The following is a 16,088-nucleotide window of genomic DNA, read 5'->3' as shown; positions in this document are numbered from 1 at the left end:
CGACCTGCTGGAAAAATGCTAAGCTATCCGCCATTATTATGTCTCTACTAAACTGGGTTTGCCATGACTGACCATACGCAAGTGCATACGCAGGAACCGTCAAGTGCACAAAATACCAAAAGTATTTTTAACTTGCCCAATAATCTGACGATTGCGCGTATCTTAATGATTCCGCTATTTGTGGCGATTGCCTACTGGCCACCAGCCATGGGTATCGGGATGCCAGCCATATCGGATAACGTCATCGCCCGGGTTGGTATGAGTGAGTTCAGCGACAGCTTATTACGTCACTTACTATTGACTGGCGTGTTTATCTTAGCAGCGATTACTGATTGGCTAGATGGTTACTTTGCACGTAAGCTGAATGTGGTCTCCGCGTTTGGCCGCTTTTTGGATCCCGTCGCTGATAAACTCATGGTCGCAGCCGCCCTGATTATATTGGTACAGTGGCATCCCAATATCATTATGGCGATTGCTGCGATTGTGATTATCTCACGTGAGATTGCGGTGTCGGCATTACGCGAATGGATGGCGGAGCTGGGTAAAAGTACCAGTGTGGCAGTGTCTTATGTGGGTAAGCTAAAAACCACTTTTCAGATGATTGCTATCACGGTATTGCTACTCAACTGGGAATCGCTCGAAATGATCGGCTATGTATTGATGGTCGCGGCAGTGATTTTAACCTTGTGGTCGATGTTTATTTATCTAAAAGCGGCGTGGCCTTATTTAAAGCAAAGCGGTTAGCTTTTTTTGATTTAACAGTCATTTGAGTCTGCACAAAAAACGCCAGTCGCATCGAGCCACTGGCGTTTTTTATTGTTTAATTTTTAGGGTCTGTTGAACATTCAAATGTGGCACTGGCAGTGGCTATTTTTTAGACAATGCGCAGTGAAATTTTTGACGCCTAGTCATTCTAGGTTAGACAATTTCGCCATGTATTGGCAAAAAATAGTCCTGCCCTGAAAGGCTGATGCTAAAACCACCCCAAACGTTGTTATAAACCTAGCTAAGGTCTCGACATTATCGTCGGTTTACGCCTAGTTTGGTGCGATTTTAGCGATCAGCAGTTCTAATATTTGAATGTTCAACAGACCCTAATATAGTGAGTGAAAAGTCATATCGATATATCAGCAATACCGTGGCGTTTTTAGGATATTTTGACCCTATGTGTAATATCGCCAATTTATTTTAAACTTTGCTTGAATGTATTGTTAAGCTATACTCAAAATAGTAAACAAAATACAAGAGAACTGGATAAAGGTACGATGAAACGTCATCAGAATAAGGAAATAGACATGGCAATATACAAAAAACAGTCGGTCGCTGCCCTTTTATTGCTTGGGTTATTAAGCGGTTGTTCTTCATCGCCAAGCATGCAACAAGAAACAGCCGATGCAGCACAAAGTACACAAGCAGAAGCCTCGCAAGACATGGCTGCAAATCGACAGGCAGAAGCATCGGTACAAGACGCTACGGAGTCAGAGCGCTTGGGCACTCAGTGGGGTGATGATGTGGACTCGGCTGTGACCACTGTTGACCTACGTCGTACCAGTGACGAACCTATCGAGCAGATGCAAGTTGCTTATGCTGACAAAAATTATCAAGGTCGTGCCCTAAATAGTCGATCGTTAGTAGCGGGTAAAGTTGATTTTTCAGTGGCGACGGATATGGGTACTTTGCCTTTATATCGTGACGCTGGTAACTATTATCTGCAAGGAAAAGCAGGCGAAGCCTACCGTCTGGTGTATCGCAATAATAGTGCCAATACTTATGAAATCGTCGCTAGTGTCGATGGCTTAAATGTCCTCGATGGTAGCACTGCCAGCCGTTATGACAGCGGTTATGTGTTAGAGCCTAACGACGATTTAGTCATTGAAGGCTTCCGTAAGAGTCAAAGCGCTGTCGCTTCTTTTATTTTCAGCAAGCCAGATAACGCCTATGCCGCCAATACGGATAGTGGTTCTATAGAAAATACTGGGGTGATTGGCACGGTCATTTATGAGCTTTATGATCCTAAGCAATCGAGACCAAAATCAAAACAGCCACAAGCTTTCCCAGCAGACGATGGCTACGCGAAACCACCGCAATAGTGACGAATACAAGTAATAAAAACGCCAGTCGCATCAAGCCACTGGCGTTTTTATTACTTGTATCTCCAATTATTTTGCTTCTACTTAATCATGAAAATACTACAGCTCGATCGAAAAATTCTCACCTAAGCTTTTTTCGATAGCGGTATCTGTTACCGCTGCCGCCGTCATTTTGACCGCGCTGGCAATCGCATTACCATTGGCCCAATACTCCGCGCCATGCGGCGTAACTTTTATCAGCTGAACTTTGGGGTCTTCTTTGCCTTGTTCAAAATAAGCGTTATACATAACCGACCATAGCTCATCGAGTTTTTCTTTATCTTCGACCAATTCAGCGGTACCAGAAATAGACAAATACTTATCATCGCCTTTCGTGGTATATGATAAATTTACTTCTGCATTTTGCTTAATGTTATCGACAGTTTCAGACGGCTTATGGCCGATAAACCAAATCTCTTTGGCACCAATACTGGTTTCAGTGGTATTCATCGGGCAAGAATGCAGATGGTTCTCGCCATTGCGTGTGGTCATCATGGTGTATTTAATGTCTTTTACCATCGCTTGAATGGTGTCCATTTGCGCTTGTTTATTCATAATAGTTATCCTTTACTATTTAAGATTTTAGGGTTTGAAAGTTATTAAAAAGTAACTAAAAAAGCGATGCCGATATAAATCGAAACGTTATAAAAATTACTTGTCTTTAACGACATTTCTTATAAATCTATAACCAGTTATCAATATAGCTAAATCAGCTAATAGAACTATACAGGTGGTCTGTAATGGGCTGTGAAGGTTTGTAAGTTTATAACGATAGACTTTTTAAGCACACATGATAATCAAAATTGACCCATAAAAAACGCCAGCAGGCAAAACCCTACTGACGATCAAAGTGCTCATGTTTTTTTATATTAATAAAAGTCGTGCTAAGTAAGTTTCACGCTAAATAAAAATATCACAAGGCTATAAAATATTATAAAAGGTTATAGAGAGACGGAAAATTGCTCACCGATACCTTCAGCGGTTTTGCCATCTTGTAAAGCAGCCGCAGCCATTTTGAACATATTGACAGTAGTGCTACCGCTTAACCAGCACTCAGCACCATGAGGAACGACCTTGATCAGTTGTACCTCTGGATCTTCTTTACCATGCTCAAAGAATGCATTGTAGACTGGTGACCATAGCTCATCCAATTTGGCTTTGTCGGTCGATAATTCAGCGTTACCACTGATAGAAACGTAATTTTTATCATCTTGGGTGGCATAAGATAGACCGACTTTTGGATTATCTTGAATGTCTTTTACCACGTCTGATGACTTATCACCGATGAACCAAATCTCTTTGCTACCAAGACTGGTCTCGCTGGTGGTCATTGGCCAAGCGTGCAAGTCGCCTTTGCTATTGATGGTGCTCATCATGGCAAATTTTACGTCTTTAATGACCGCTTGGATTTTGTCGATACTCTCTTGCTTACTCATGGTACATCCTTATATTTTTAAAATTATGATGGTTTTAAATTGAGGGTCTGCTTTTTATTTTGAATGACCAGTTATTCCGAATGATCGGCTGTTTCGAATCACCCGTTATTTTGAATACCAATCGCTATTAATTATTATCATTATTAGCTCGTTGTAGAATACCGATAGCACGCCACGCATTTATATAGGTTGCCCGTAATGCGATGTGAGTGTTTGTAAAATATACAATGATTGAGTAAAAAGCTGTCTGAGCCGTTAGCGCATTTTGTTGGCAATTTATCCTGCTTTTACCTGCTTATTACAGGGCTTCTTGTTATAATACGCAGACCATTTACTTTGCATGGCAGAGATGCCTTGATCTTACGGATTATGCCTTTATGATGACCATCGCCGGACAACCGTTTCTTACCGATTTTCAGACGCAGCAACTCATCAGTCAGTTCCAGCAAAAAACCGAGCTAAATGTCAGCCACATCCATACTCAGCAAGTTTATGTGCTATCACGGACGCTTGAAGGTGATGAGCAGAAAAAAGCGCTGGACCTGTTTGGCATTAAGCAAGATATCCAACTTGCCGCGCCGCAAGATAACCAATTACAAGTTATCGTTGCACCGCGTTTTGGCACCATATCGCCGTGGGCCAGTAAAGCGACCGATATCTTTAATAACTGTGATATTGAGATTAACCGTGTCGAGCGCGTCATCGTTTATACCCTAACGATTGATGCAAAAACAGACGGTGAGGTAGGTGCAACCAATAACACATTACCTAAAGCCGCTGAGCAATTATTGTTTGACCGTATGACGCAGAGCTTGGTTTATGATTTAAATGAGGTGAATAAGCTGTTTGATGATGAGCAGCCAGCATCGCTTAATCATATCGATGTGATTGGACAAGGTCGTACGGCACTAGAAGCAGCCAATACAGAATTTGGCTTTGCGCTATCGAGCGAAGATATTGATTACTTGATGAATGCGTACGTCAATGAGCTAAAGCGCAATCCAACCGACGTTGAGCTGATGATGTTTGCACAGGCGAACTCAGAGCATTGCCGTCATAAAATCTTTAACGCTGAATGGACAGTCGATGGTGCAGTACAGCCGAAATCACTGTTCCAAATGATTAAGAATACTTATCAGTCGAATCCACAAGGTATTTTGTCAGCTTATAAAGATAACGCGGCGGTGATGGCTGGGGCAGAAGGGATGCGTTTTTACCCGATTCCTACCGATCCTCAAGATCCTAATTCAGCGCATCCGTATGGCTTCCATCAAGAAGCTATCGATATCTTAATGAAGGTCGAAACCCATAACCATCCAACCGCGATTGCCCCTTATGCTGGTGCAGCGACAGGTGCAGGCGGTGAGATTCGTGACGAGGGCGCAACGGGTCGTGGCGGTAAACCAAAAGCGGGTCTGACAGGTTTTCACGTGTCACACTTACACATTCCAGAGCTAGCAGAAAAATGGGAGCAGTCAGGTCAGGTTAGCACCAAGGATTATGGCACGCCGGATCGTATGGCAACCAGCCTTGAGATTATGACCGAAGCGCCATTAGGCTCAGCCAATTTCTCTAACGAGTTTGGGCGTCCAAACTTATGCGGTTATTTCCGTAGTTTCCAATTGGACACTTCAGCGGCAAAAGACGGCAGCGAGATGCGCGGCTATCATAAGCCCATCATGCTGGCAGGGGGTTACGGCAATATCAAACGCAACCTGATTGAGAAAAATCCCATTCGCCAGGGTGATTTATTGATCGTCCTTGGTGGCCCTGCGATGCAAATCGGTCTTGGCGGCGGTGCGGCTTCTTCTGTCGATAGTGGTTCGCTTGATGAAGGCTTAGACTTTGCTTCTGTGCAGCGCGATAACGCTGAGATGGAGCGTCGCTGCCAAGAAGTTATCGATCGCTGCTGGGCCTTAGCTGGTAATGGGCAGTCTGGCAACGATATCGATGTGAGTAATAACAGTAAAGATGGCAACCCAATCGTCTCGCTACATGACGTCGGGGCAGGTGGTCTATCCAATGCGATGCCAGAATTGGTCAACGATCATGAGATGGGTGCAGTGCTCAATCTACGTCACATTCCGTCGCTAGAAGCTGGCATGTCACCAATGGCGATTTGGTCAAATGAAGCGCAAGAGCGTTACGTCTTAGCCATTCATCCCGAGAGCGAAGCGCAGTTTGATGCGATATGCGTCCGTGAGCGCTGCCCATATGCCATCTTAGGCACGGCGACTGATGTGCGTCAGCTGATCCTTGATGATGAGTTATTAGATGATCAGCCTGTCGATATGCCGATGCAAGTACTGCTTGGTGGTACACCGAAAATGCAACGCAGCTTTGAGCGTACTGAGAGCACGTTACCAGCATTAGAGCTTGGTGATGTGAATCTAGCTGAATCAATCACTGATGTATTGCGTCACCCAACCGTGGCGAGCAAGTCATTCTTGATTAGCATTGGTGACCGTTCTATCACAGGTATGGTCGTGCGTGATCAGTATGTGGGTCGCTATCAAGTGCCTGTATCAGATTGTGCAGTGACGGCTTCTGGCTTAGTGGCATTAGATGGTCAGCCAATGACTGGCGAAGCAATGAGTGTCGGCGAGCGTACGCCTGTTGCACTTATCAGTCCAAAAGCCTCGGCACAACTCGCAGTCGGTGAAGCGATTACTAACATCGCTGGTGCGCGTATCGCTCAATTGTCTGATATCACGATGTCAGCGAACTGGATGGCCGCGTGTGGTGATGACATAGAAGATGCTGCATTGTTCGACGCCGTACATGCCGTCGGTGAAGAGCTTTGCCCAGCACTCGGTATCGCTATCCCAGTCGGTAAAGACTCACTATCTATGCGTGCTAACTGGACTGACAATGCTAACGATAATGGTGAAAACCAAGACAAATCAGTGGTCTCGCCAATGAGCCTCGTGATTACTGCTTTTGCACCAGTCGTTGACGTGGCAAAAACGCTAACGCCTGAACTTATTAACGGTGATAGCGCCTTCTACCGTATTGACTTATCTAGAGGTAAATTACGTCTAGGTGGCTCAATCCTTGCGCAAACGGCAAGTCAATTGGGCAATGAATGTCCTGACCTCGATAAACCAAGCGATTTAATCGATTTCTTCAACTTTATCCAAGCCGCCAGTCATAATGAGGGGGCACAAAGCGTCATCAGCGCCTATCACGATATCGGTGATGGTGGCTTGCTTGCAACGATTGCTGAGATGCAATTCACCAGTCGTCAAGGTATCAAGCTGTCATTAACTGATGATAACTTACTCGGTCAGCTGTTCAGTGAAGAGCTGGGTGCGGTCATCCAAGTCTTGCCTGAAAACGTCGCCGCATTAATGCAATTGGCAGAAGAATTTAACGTTAGCGATATGCTCAGCCTAGTTGGTCAAAGCTCGGAAGAAGACAGCTTAATTATCCAAACGCCTTTGCACATGGGTAATGAAACTCTAAGCTTTAGCCGTAGCGAATTACAACAAGAATGGAGTCAGGTCAGCTATCAAATCGCGCGTCGTCGTGACAATCCAGCTTGCGTACAGCAAGAATATGACTTGATTAGCGATGCTAGCCACCAAGGTCTTATCGCAGCGCCAAACTTTGACCTCAATCAAAAAGTCGAAGCACCCTACTTAAACAGCCGTGCTGATTCTGATAACAGCAAACCAAGAGTCGCTATCCTGCGCGAGCAAGGCGTCAATGGTCAGACAGAAATGGCAGCAGGCTTTACCCAAGCTGGCTTTGAAGCGGTCGATGTACACATGAGCGATCTACTCAGTGGTCGCATCAATCTACGTGATTTCGACGGTTTGGTCGCTTGTGGTGGCTTTAGTTATGGTGATGTATTGGGTGCTGGCTCTGGCTGGGCGAACTCTATCTTGTTCCATGACGAGCTACGCATGCAGTTTGTCCGCTTCTTTGCCCGTCCTGATACCTTCTCACTAGGTGTCTGTAACGGTTGTCAAATGATGGCTCAGTTAAAAGACCTCATCCCAGGTGCAGAAAACTTCCCACGCTTCGTTGCTAACAAATCAGCGCGTTTTGAAGCGCGTACCGTCAACGTAAAAGTCGAGCGTACCAAGTCTATCTTATTCAAAGGCATGCAAGACAGCATCTTGCCGATTGCGGTGGCGCACGGTGAAGGCTATGCCACGCTAAATACCACCGAGATTGACGGTATGGCAAAACACGGTCAATTGGCGATGCGTTATGTCGATAGCCAAGGTCATCCAACCGAGACTTATCCGCTCAATCCAAACGGTTCGCTCGGCGGTGTCACGGGGCTGTGTAGCACTGACGGTCGCGTCACGCTTATGATGCCGCATCCTGAGCGTAACTTAAAATCCTATAACCATAGCTGGAAACCAGAAGCGTGGGATGAGGACGGCGCGTGGATGCGTATGTTCCGTAATGCGCGGGCTTGGTTAAGATAAGCTGGTTTGAGTAATTTTAGACAGCTGTTTTTTAAAATGAGAAGGTGGGCGCAAAGCTCACCTTTTTTGTATTTGGGATTTGAGTTTTAAGAAGTAGGCGGAGCTATTTCCCGCCTTTAAATAACTATAAATAATTGTTTTATATCTTTAAATGGTTGGTTTATGGAGCTTATCTAAATGAGTAAGATCTAGGGGTTTGAAGTCCTTACCAATAATATATGCTTCATACCAATCAGGAAATTTTTCTTTAGCTAAGGTAGTTATAGAATCTTTAAAAAAGCTATAAGATTCATCAAAAGAAGAAAAGTTTTTTGTAATATGCGATTGAAGTAATTCAAATAAGTATTTATTATCTAGCTCAATAATTTTCTCATCTATTGATATGTAAGGGAAAACTATGAAATCAATATCACCTGACTCTATCCTAAGTCCGCTTGATATTTTTTCCCTACAATCCTCAGGTATGAATTTTAAATCTAGATTATCAAAGTTTATTAAACAATCTAATAATCCTCTATCAAAGCCTTCGCCATTAATTTTTTTCACAAACTCTTTTAAAATATCTTTTATATCTATAAGTTTAGAATCAATACTAGTGTTTTTGAGAGCTGACTCGTCAAACTCAGCAGACTGAATTAGCATATTATTACTAACGCTTATCTTAGATATTAAGCAGGGTACAAACGTTGAAGTATCATGCATGTAATACAATTTAAACCCTTGCTCATGCAATAGTCTTCTAAATAATTCATTTGTAAATAGACCTTTGAAGTACATGGATTTAATAGTTTCTATATTTCCATTTTCGATATAGTCGCGGTAAGGATTTTCTTCTGAACTGTCAACATCGTAAAGGTTAATAATTTTTTTAGATAAAACATTCGATAATGTGAGATTCTCATCAACTAAGAAGTTTTTCCAGTTTTCATCATGTTCACAACCAATTAGTTTAAGGAAAAGAGATTTTTTGTTTAGATTTTCTTCAAATAAAATGATAGGGTCATACTTATTTGATTCAATATCAATAATGAAGGAATTGCATGCTGATACTAAAAGCTTTTCCACTAAACCATCGTCCTTAATTTCTTCGCGACTAAGGTTTAATATGTCTCCAGCAGGCAGGTATATATCAATGGCAATGTTAAATATACTGCTAATTATTTTTTTATTTTTTAAACCTATGATTTTATCATCTGGGGAGTAGGTAACATTACCTTTTAAAATTTGACCTTTATGAAATAATGTGATTTTTGGGTTGGTTCTATGGCGATAAATTCTTCCTAAAGAATGGATACTGTATCGTTCCCCATATTCTAAAAAAGTAAATTTTAAAGCAACTTTAGACTCTTTATGCCAATACATATTATCTCTATTAGCTATCTTAGAGTTGATACTATTTTCTTTGCCCTGATTTCTATAATTTGGAATTATTAGTTTTATAGTATTATTAGTTATAGTTCTATGGATTTTATTTAATTTTTTCCATATATTGAGCTCGTGGTCATTAAAGCTATACAAACTTCTATTGATGAAATATGAATTACTTAAGGGTTCTATTTTCTTTGATAAACTTTCCATAATAATTAGCTTTGTACCATACGCTCCTAAATCATCTATTTCTTCTATAAAGCAGTATCCTGATTTACCAGATAAGGGAGAATTTAATTCTATTTTCAAACTTTCATGAGTGAGGCGACTTTTTGTAAGGATAAGTATTTTTTGCTTTTCAACTGGTAAGTTTTTCATCAATAAAAATGCACTGTGAAGACCAATCCCAAATTCTCCCGATGGGCGCATCCACGGCGGCATCTGTCGAATATTTTTTTGCTTTTCCTTGTTATTCTTTGAGCCTGCTATCTTTTGCATATACTCAAGGTCTGTGCGCGAGATACCAACACCATTATCTTCAATACTAAACTCCCATAACGTTGAATCTTCATTATCAGCGACTTTTTTACAATCTAAGGTGATAGGATAATCTGCAAACAATTCACGAGTTTCTGCGTCGTAAGGATTAGCATTTTTAGGCAATTTCTTAGTACTATATTCTTGTCCATGCTCTAGCCAAACCCTGATCATTGTTGCATCAATTGCATTTTGAATAAGCTCTCGATAGATGCTCATATCATCTTTATATAGATTATTACCTTGCAATAGCTCAATAGCACTACGCTCATCTAGCGAGAATTTCATTGGTTTATCATTGAGAAGAATTTTTTTATCAGTCATCTCTACATCAAGTTTATTGATCGTTGGGAGTAAACCAAAGTCACGACTGGGTACAATGTTTTTCCACTGCGACATTTGATTTTGGATTTCTTCACGAATCCAATCGAACCAATTGCGGCATTCAATATATGCCATTTCTGTACTACAGACAGCGGTAATACTAACAGTCTCGTTGTCTAGCTGAAATTCTCGAATCGCTTGATGTTTATGTTTATGCGTTTCACTAAAAGACGGCATGTTTCCGACTTGCCTTGCCATGACAGGACAAAAACGATTGTCATCAATGTCGAATAAGTCGCCCAAACGGAGTAAGCAAGCGACAAAACGAGGATGGCAGTTTTCTGTGCCCATGCCTGTTTGACGGAAGGGTAATGTTTTCATCACATAATCGTCAAAACCAAGCCCATGCGCCCAGCATATTTGACCAAGATAACGATAGATACGCTTGGGAAGGAGTTCAGTGCGAGGAGAGCTAATACCGAGCTTTTCAAAAGGATCTAAAACTACTGCATTTGAGTTTTTAGCATGACCACGGCGATACCATTCAGCAATCATCTGACGGTATTTTTCTACACCTGTATGTGGGTCTGAATGATTAACCAGTGCTTTATTCCAACCATCTTCATGCCACACTTTTGCAAATTCATGTAAGTCTTGCGTATTGTCATTAGCAAGACTTTCGACATACTCTTTAAAATCATCTTCTTTAAATACCTCTTGAACTTCATCTGCATTGAACAGCATACCGATATCATGCCAATAAGACGCTTCCAAGATTAACCATGTGTCTGTTGCTGTCAGCTTTTCAATATTGCTACCTAACAGGCGCTCGATATTCACGAGGATTTGCTGAGAGTGCGATTCGTTATGACTACTAAAGTGTGGATAATAACTCCCCACATTTTCAAGCGACTTACCGACGAGCTTTTCATCAAACTCCCATTGCGACATCAGTATTTTAGTATTGCTGTCTTCATCAGTCTTCTTTCTTAGATGTTTGATTAAGCCTGCGCTCATGGTAAGTCCTTTTTAATTTCTACATATGACGTTTGAGTTTTATATTACTTATCAACATAGGTTGATTTTACCGTAAACGCATGATTAGCGGATAAAAATATTTCCATCCAACTATTCATCCTCTGAACGCTTCCGAGCCTCAGCAATCAATTCATGAATCTTGGCACTTTCCTTTAGCACACAAGCATCATAAGCAGAGAGCGGCTCAAGTTCTTGTTCTTTTTCCTGATCTTGTTTGGCTTTTTCTTCCAAGTATTTCTCAAGCTCATCTTGTTGCTCTTCACGTTTTGATTCACTCATATTGATTCCTCCTAATTCTCTTTAATCACAAATCTTCAAATACTGACGCACCACGTTATCCATCCCTTGCTCCAGCGACTCGATGGTGAAGGCATGACCAATCGACACTTCAGCGATATCACTAAGCGCGAGCAAGTCAGCCAAATTATCCAAATTTAAATCATGACCCGCATTGACGCGGATGCCGTTTTGATTGGCTAGATTAATACAGTCGCTAAAGCGTTGCTTGACCTCATCGAAATCAAACTTGTCATCGCTCTTACCATTACTGTAGGCGCGTGCCCATTCTTCGGTATACATCTCTATCGTCTGTACCTCACTCTCGATGACCGCTTTGATTTGTTCGATATCAGGGTCGATAAATACTGCGCAGCGTGTACCAAAGGCTTGTAGCTCTTTGCTTAACGTTGATAAAAACTCATGGTGAGTGATGATATCAAAGCCATGATCAGAGGTCAGCTGATCGTCGCTGTCTGGCACGAGCGTACATTGATGCGGCTTTACCTCACGGATAATCTTTAAGAACTGCTCGTTTGGATTCCCTTCGATATTGAACTCAATCTCTGGATAGTCCTTTAAGAATGCACTGATATCATAGACATCTTGGTATCTGATATGTCGCTCATCGGGTCTCGGGTGTACGGTAAAGCCTTTGACACCTAGGTCAATCAGCTTTTTCACAAAGGTCAACAGGTTAGGGTAGTCAGTACCGCGAGAGTTACGGATTAAAGCCAATTTATTCAAATTTACGCTAAACAATGTGCTCATAGTATTTCCTTTTTCATTATGTTTATCTAGTCAGTTCAATATAAGAACCATACAGTGTGACTGGAATAAATGTTTCGCAGCCTCTGACAGCGTAGGCACAGCAAGCCAGAAAAATTATTTCAGTCACGCGTTCTAGGGCGTGTCCTCAATTCAATCGATAAACCTCTAAATGGGCTAAAAATGGCTAAATTTTGTTAAACATCGTCAAAGAGCTAGGTAATATCCCGATATTATCTGCGCTATTTTCCTTGTTTGACTGCAATTTATTTCATTTTTATCTCCATTTTTCAAATGAGGACACGCCCTAATACGAACTATCTATTTTATTTAGTATCTACTATCAATTAATTATTAAGGCCTAATACCTAATTTTAGTAGAAGTCATCCCGACCAGCATACTTCTTATTCAGGGCTTTTAGGATAGCATAGGTCTCCACATCCATCTTGCCCGTTGGCTGCTGTGGTCGAAAGTGCAACTGAAACGCATAAATCACATCACGGCTTGCTTTATCCCATTCATTAGTATCATTGATTTGATAACCATAACGGCGAAAGGCTTGCTTGATCTCAGGTATCGTTGCCGCTGCAAACGCGTCTTGATTCATAAAGAACTGTTTATCAAAGGCATCGTACCAAGCGCCGATACCATATTGCTCATATAGCAGTTGCCAAGGGAACTTCGCACCCGGATCAATCTTGCGCGAGGGTGCCATATCGGCATGACCGATGATGTTCTTCGGTGAGATGTCATAGCGCGTGGCAATATCCTGTACCAATTGCGCGACCTTTTTAATCTGCAATTCATCAAACGCCACATAATGCTCGTAAGGATGATAGTCGAGGTCGTCGCTCTTTAGCGCATTTCTATACTGGGGCTGAATGCCAGCGTTGACGATTTCGATACCGATAGAGGTGTCATTGAGAATGGTTCTACCCGAAAAGCCGCCATCGCCCGCGTGCCAAGCGCGCTCGCTCTCAGGTACTAAATTGTAAATCTTGTCATCGTCATTGGCCAAAACCAGATAGTGAGCACTGACCTCACCCGTGGTCAACGTTTTTATAGATCGGTCATTATCTGAGACCGTGTAGTGCAGGATGATGGTTTTGATGCGCTGGCTTTTACCGGTAGCTTGATAGGTATCGCTGTCGATCGTATAACGCGGCGCTGTCGTTGCCACGCAGCCGATGAGTGGCAGGGTCATAAACAGTGTTAATACTGACGCTAACGCAATCGAGGTAATATTTTTTGCCATGAAATACTCTGTGTTAAAGGTAAAAGGGTGCTTTGTTTCAGCTTATTTAGCACATTATTGAAGGCTATTTCCCTCATTCACTGGAATGATTCTTTTATAACCAATTGCGCCCAAAATAATAAAGAAGCCTAACAGTATATAAGCATTCAGCGATAACGCTGCGGGTGAAAAGGGCAGCAGTAATAATGAGATAAAGATGATGCTAATCAATACCGAAAGATAATTTAGCAGACCTGCTTGCTTCTTTTTGCGCTCATTGATGAGGTCGGCAGTCGTAACATAAGCAAAACCAACGGTAATGCCTAAGGAAGCCATACTAACGATATCGAGCAAATAGTTTCTGCCAAGCCAAGGTGAGAACAGACATACCAAAGCGATCAGCATCACCGTTTTCGTCTTACTAAATCGATGATTTTTATCAGTAAAAATACTGGGTAATAAAGACGAGTCTCCCATCGATTCTAGCAGCTTGACTGACGATAGTATAAAGCCATTGATACCGCTCAGTATCGAGCCAATCATGGCAATGGATAGCAGCCAAATACCGATGCTACCGATACGATTGTCTATGCCTTCACCTGTCGCCCAATTGCTGTCTTTAATCGCTTGATAATCAAAGTTCATATTGAGGGCGGTAAAGTAATTGATCAAAAAATAGAACAAAACACCAGCGACTAGCGAGATTAAGATGATACTTTTGGTCTTGGTTTTTGAGTCGCTAATCGCTTTGGATATCTGCGGTGTGGTCTCAAAGCCGACGTACGCCCACGGCATCACCGCCAGAATAGGCAACCATGCCAAACTGGTGATCGAGCTACTTTGCATATCCGTGGGCAAAAATGCTTGTGTCGTTGGCGTCGCCCAAAGCGAGGCGAAAAATAGCGCGCTGACCGACAGAATCATAAATAGGGCGATATATAATTGGATTTTCGCCCCGACGCGCACACCCTTTAAGTTGATATAGCTGAATAAAATGATAGCGGCACTACATAGGAACACCTCGCTGGCGTAGACCTCCCAACCAGCAATCGTGTACAAATAGCCTATTTGTAAGCTGCTCGGTAGCAGATATCTTAACAGCAAGGCAACGGCTGATATATTGAGCGCGACGATGGAGATATAGCCTATTGCCACGCCCCAGCCATAAACATAGGCGTGTTTTCTATTAAGATACTTCTCAATCCAATAGATACCGCCCGATTCGTTCTCTGGCGTTTGGGTCAGTAAATTAATATAAGCGCGCGCCACCATATAAATGGCCAACGTACCAATGATAATGGCAACAGAAGAGCCTAACAGCTGCGACTGCGGCAAAAATAAATCGCCCGGCATGACATAAGCACCCCAGCCGATAATCGCGCCGACGCTAATCGCAATCGCTTGCAGGTAGCTGATACTTTCAGTCTTGTCGCTCATATAATCCTCCTTGATTATTAGAAAATGAGAGCGAAATACCGCTGATTATAAAATGAGTTTGGGACATGAAAAACCTTGCTGTCATTATGAGGGCGTAAGAATTATCGATTCTAAATAAGAAAGTCATCATAACGGTTTTTTCTGAGCAATGCTTTCTCAATCCTTTTGAATTTTTTTAGCCAAAACGGTTTTCCAGCTATCTTCCAAGTACTCAATCGCAAGCCATGGCTCAATGACATCTGCGTCAAATTTTTCTTTTGAGTTCGACAGTTGCCACAGTGCTTCAAGGGTGGCAAACGGATAAGGACGTTCGATGAGATAGACAGGCAAGTCAGCGTCAATCAGCCCATCACGTACCACTTGAAAGTACCAGCCAGCGATACCTTGCTTAGTCACCCATGCAGCGATATTGGGTACTTTGGTGAACTGTCCGATTTGGTCATTGATTTTGTAGCAAGGTCGTCGTGGTTGGACGATGCGTAACTGCACGCTTTCTTCACTGTCTTTTTTGTCTTGATCATATTGCCCATACTGATAGACGTCTCCAATACAAACAGTCGATTCATCCATCTCTGGCAAACCATTCACCGCTTCGGTCGTCAGATTTTCCCCTAAAGTACCGATACGCACCTTTAAGCCAAACTCAGCGTTAATCTTGTCATAAGTAGCGATGGGTAATTGATGCACGGCTTTTAGCGGACCACCGTGATGGCGTCGGTCAGCTTGTTCATCGGTGCTTAAGCCCATAAAGTTGACGGTAACGGGCGCTTTGATTGGCGCTTTGTCGATAGCGCTCATCTGTTCACGGGCGAATGGCATGGCTTTGCCAGCACGGACGCAGGTGAGGTTGGCAATATGCAGTGGTAGAGGCTGGTTAAAATCAGAGGTATTTTTTTGGCTAAAGGATTGTATGCTCATGAATTTTCCTAATCTATAGGGGTTTACTAGAGGTATGGCGATGTCATTGTTGGGAGTCATGACGAGTATTATCTTAGCCTAATCATTTATCTGATTATACGGTTTTAGTATTTTAAAATTTATCAGTGCTTTAGAGTTTATCAACAATCTAAAATTTAAATAAAAAAAGACCAGAATAAG

The 16,088-nt window shown here is 42.3% G+C and carries 11 protein-coding genes; 3 read left to right on the top strand and 8 right to left on the bottom strand.

Going from position 1 to position 16,088, the window contains the following annotated elements; genetic code table 11:
* The first annotated feature begins 63 nt into the window (after positions 1-63).
* On the top strand, positions 64-744 hold the full coding sequence (gene pgsA / locus AAEY79_RS01445; protein WP_025651901.1) for a CDP-diacylglycerol--glycerol-3-phosphate 3-phosphatidyltransferase: 681 nt from the start codon (positions 64-66) through the stop codon (positions 742-744).
* Positions 745-1,295: 551 nt separating this feature from the next.
* Entirely contained in the window at positions 1,296-2,090 is a 795-nt protein-coding gene (locus AAEY79_RS01440; protein WP_101211650.1) for a hypothetical protein, read from the top strand.
* A 99-nt stretch (positions 2,091-2,189) separates the two neighbouring features.
* Here the strand turns inward: AAEY79_RS01440 and AAEY79_RS01435 are convergent, their stop codons facing one another.
* Together AAEY79_RS01435 and AAEY79_RS01430 are read right to left on the bottom strand one after the other, a co-directional pair.
* Complete coding sequence (locus AAEY79_RS01435; RefSeq protein WP_352286946.1) at positions 2,190-2,684, bottom strand: pyridoxamine 5'-phosphate oxidase family protein; 495 nt, start codon at positions 2,682-2,684, stop codon at positions 2,190-2,192.
* Positions 2,685-3,070: 386 nt separating this feature from the next.
* Positions 3,071-3,565, bottom strand: coding sequence for a pyridoxamine 5'-phosphate oxidase family protein (locus AAEY79_RS01430; RefSeq protein WP_350588301.1), 495 nt, complete (start codon positions 3,563-3,565; stop codon positions 3,071-3,073).
* Positions 3,566-3,942: 377 nt separating this feature from the next.
* On the opposite strand from AAEY79_RS01430, the gene purL reads away from it, so the two are divergent.
* Positions 3,943-8,007: a phosphoribosylformylglycinamidine synthase gene (purL, locus tag AAEY79_RS01425; RefSeq protein WP_352286943.1), complete on the top strand. Its 4,065-nt coding sequence runs from the start codon at positions 3,943-3,945 to the stop codon at positions 8,005-8,007.
* Between the two features lie 147 nt (positions 8,008-8,154).
* On the opposite strand, the gene AAEY79_RS01420 is transcribed toward purL, so the two are convergent.
* The 6 genes from AAEY79_RS01420 to AAEY79_RS01395 all read right to left on the bottom strand — a co-directional run bounded on the left by AAEY79_RS01420 (position 8,155) and on the right by AAEY79_RS01395 (position 15,908).
* Entirely contained in the window at positions 8,155-11,253 is a 3,099-nt protein-coding gene (locus AAEY79_RS01420) for an ATP-binding protein (protein WP_352286939.1), read from the bottom strand.
* A 111-nt stretch (positions 11,254-11,364) separates the two neighbouring features.
* Complete coding sequence (locus AAEY79_RS01415; RefSeq protein WP_352286936.1) at positions 11,365-11,553, bottom strand: hypothetical protein; 189 nt, start codon at positions 11,551-11,553, stop codon at positions 11,365-11,367.
* A gap of 21 nt (positions 11,554-11,574) precedes the next feature.
* A complete protein-coding gene (locus AAEY79_RS01410) occupies positions 11,575-12,321 on the bottom strand; it encodes a pyridoxine 5'-phosphate synthase (protein ID WP_352286934.1) in 747 nt (248 codons plus the stop codon).
* Between the two features lie 371 nt (positions 12,322-12,692).
* Positions 12,693-13,574, bottom strand: coding sequence for an N-acetylmuramoyl-L-alanine amidase (locus tag AAEY79_RS01405; RefSeq protein WP_352286932.1), 882 nt, complete (start codon positions 13,572-13,574; stop codon positions 12,693-12,695).
* Between the two features lie 54 nt (positions 13,575-13,628).
* A complete protein-coding gene (locus tag AAEY79_RS01400) occupies positions 13,629-14,990 on the bottom strand; it encodes an APC family permease (RefSeq protein ID WP_025651910.1) in 1,362 nt (453 codons plus the stop codon).
* A 156-nt stretch (positions 14,991-15,146) separates the two neighbouring features.
* Positions 15,147-15,908 carry an MOSC domain-containing protein gene (locus tag AAEY79_RS01395; protein ID WP_101211642.1) on the bottom strand — a complete coding sequence of 254 codons (762 nt, stop codon included), beginning with the start codon at positions 15,906-15,908 and terminating at the stop codon, positions 15,147-15,149.
* Positions 15,909-16,088: the final 180 nt, after the last annotated feature.

Origin of the sequence: Psychrobacter sp. GW64-MNA-CIBAN-0177, from assembly GCF_040309585.1 — a bacterium.
Classification (GTDB): Bacteria; Pseudomonadota; Gammaproteobacteria; order Pseudomonadales; family Moraxellaceae; genus Psychrobacter; species Psychrobacter okhotskensis.
Note: the sequence above shows the minus strand (reverse complement) of the source record. Positions and strands in the feature narration are given on the sequence as shown.

Coding starts and splice junctions, on each gene's coding strand:
- pgsA (WP_025651901.1), top strand. CDS start 64: ATGACTGACCATACGCAAGTGCATACGCAGGAACCGTCAAGTGCACAA.
- AAEY79_RS01440 (WP_101211650.1), top strand. CDS start 1,296: ATGGCAATATACAAAAAACAGTCGGTCGCTGCCCTTTTATTGCTTGGG.
- AAEY79_RS01435 (WP_352286946.1), bottom strand. CDS start 2,684: ATGAATAAACAAGCGCAAATGGACACCATTCAAGCGATGGTAAAAGAC.
- AAEY79_RS01430 (WP_350588301.1), bottom strand. CDS start 3,565: ATGAGTAAGCAAGAGAGTATCGACAAAATCCAAGCGGTCATTAAAGAC.
- purL (WP_352286943.1), top strand. CDS start 3,943: ATGATGACCATCGCCGGACAACCGTTTCTTACCGATTTTCAGACGCAG.
- AAEY79_RS01420 (WP_352286939.1), bottom strand. CDS start 11,253: ATGAGCGCAGGCTTAATCAAACATCTAAGAAAGAAGACTGATGAAGAC.
- AAEY79_RS01415 (WP_352286936.1), bottom strand. CDS start 11,553: ATGAGTGAATCAAAACGTGAAGAGCAACAAGATGAGCTTGAGAAATAC.
- AAEY79_RS01410 (WP_352286934.1), bottom strand. CDS start 12,321: ATGAGCACATTGTTTAGCGTAAATTTGAATAAATTGGCTTTAATCCGT.
- AAEY79_RS01405 (WP_352286932.1), bottom strand. CDS start 13,574: ATGGCAAAAAATATTACCTCGATTGCGTTAGCGTCAGTATTAACACTG.
- AAEY79_RS01400 (WP_025651910.1), bottom strand. CDS start 14,990: ATGAGCGACAAGACTGAAAGTATCAGCTACCTGCAAGCGATTGCGATT.
- AAEY79_RS01395 (WP_101211642.1), bottom strand. CDS start 15,908: ATGAGCATACAATCCTTTAGCCAAAAAAATACCTCTGATTTTAACCAG.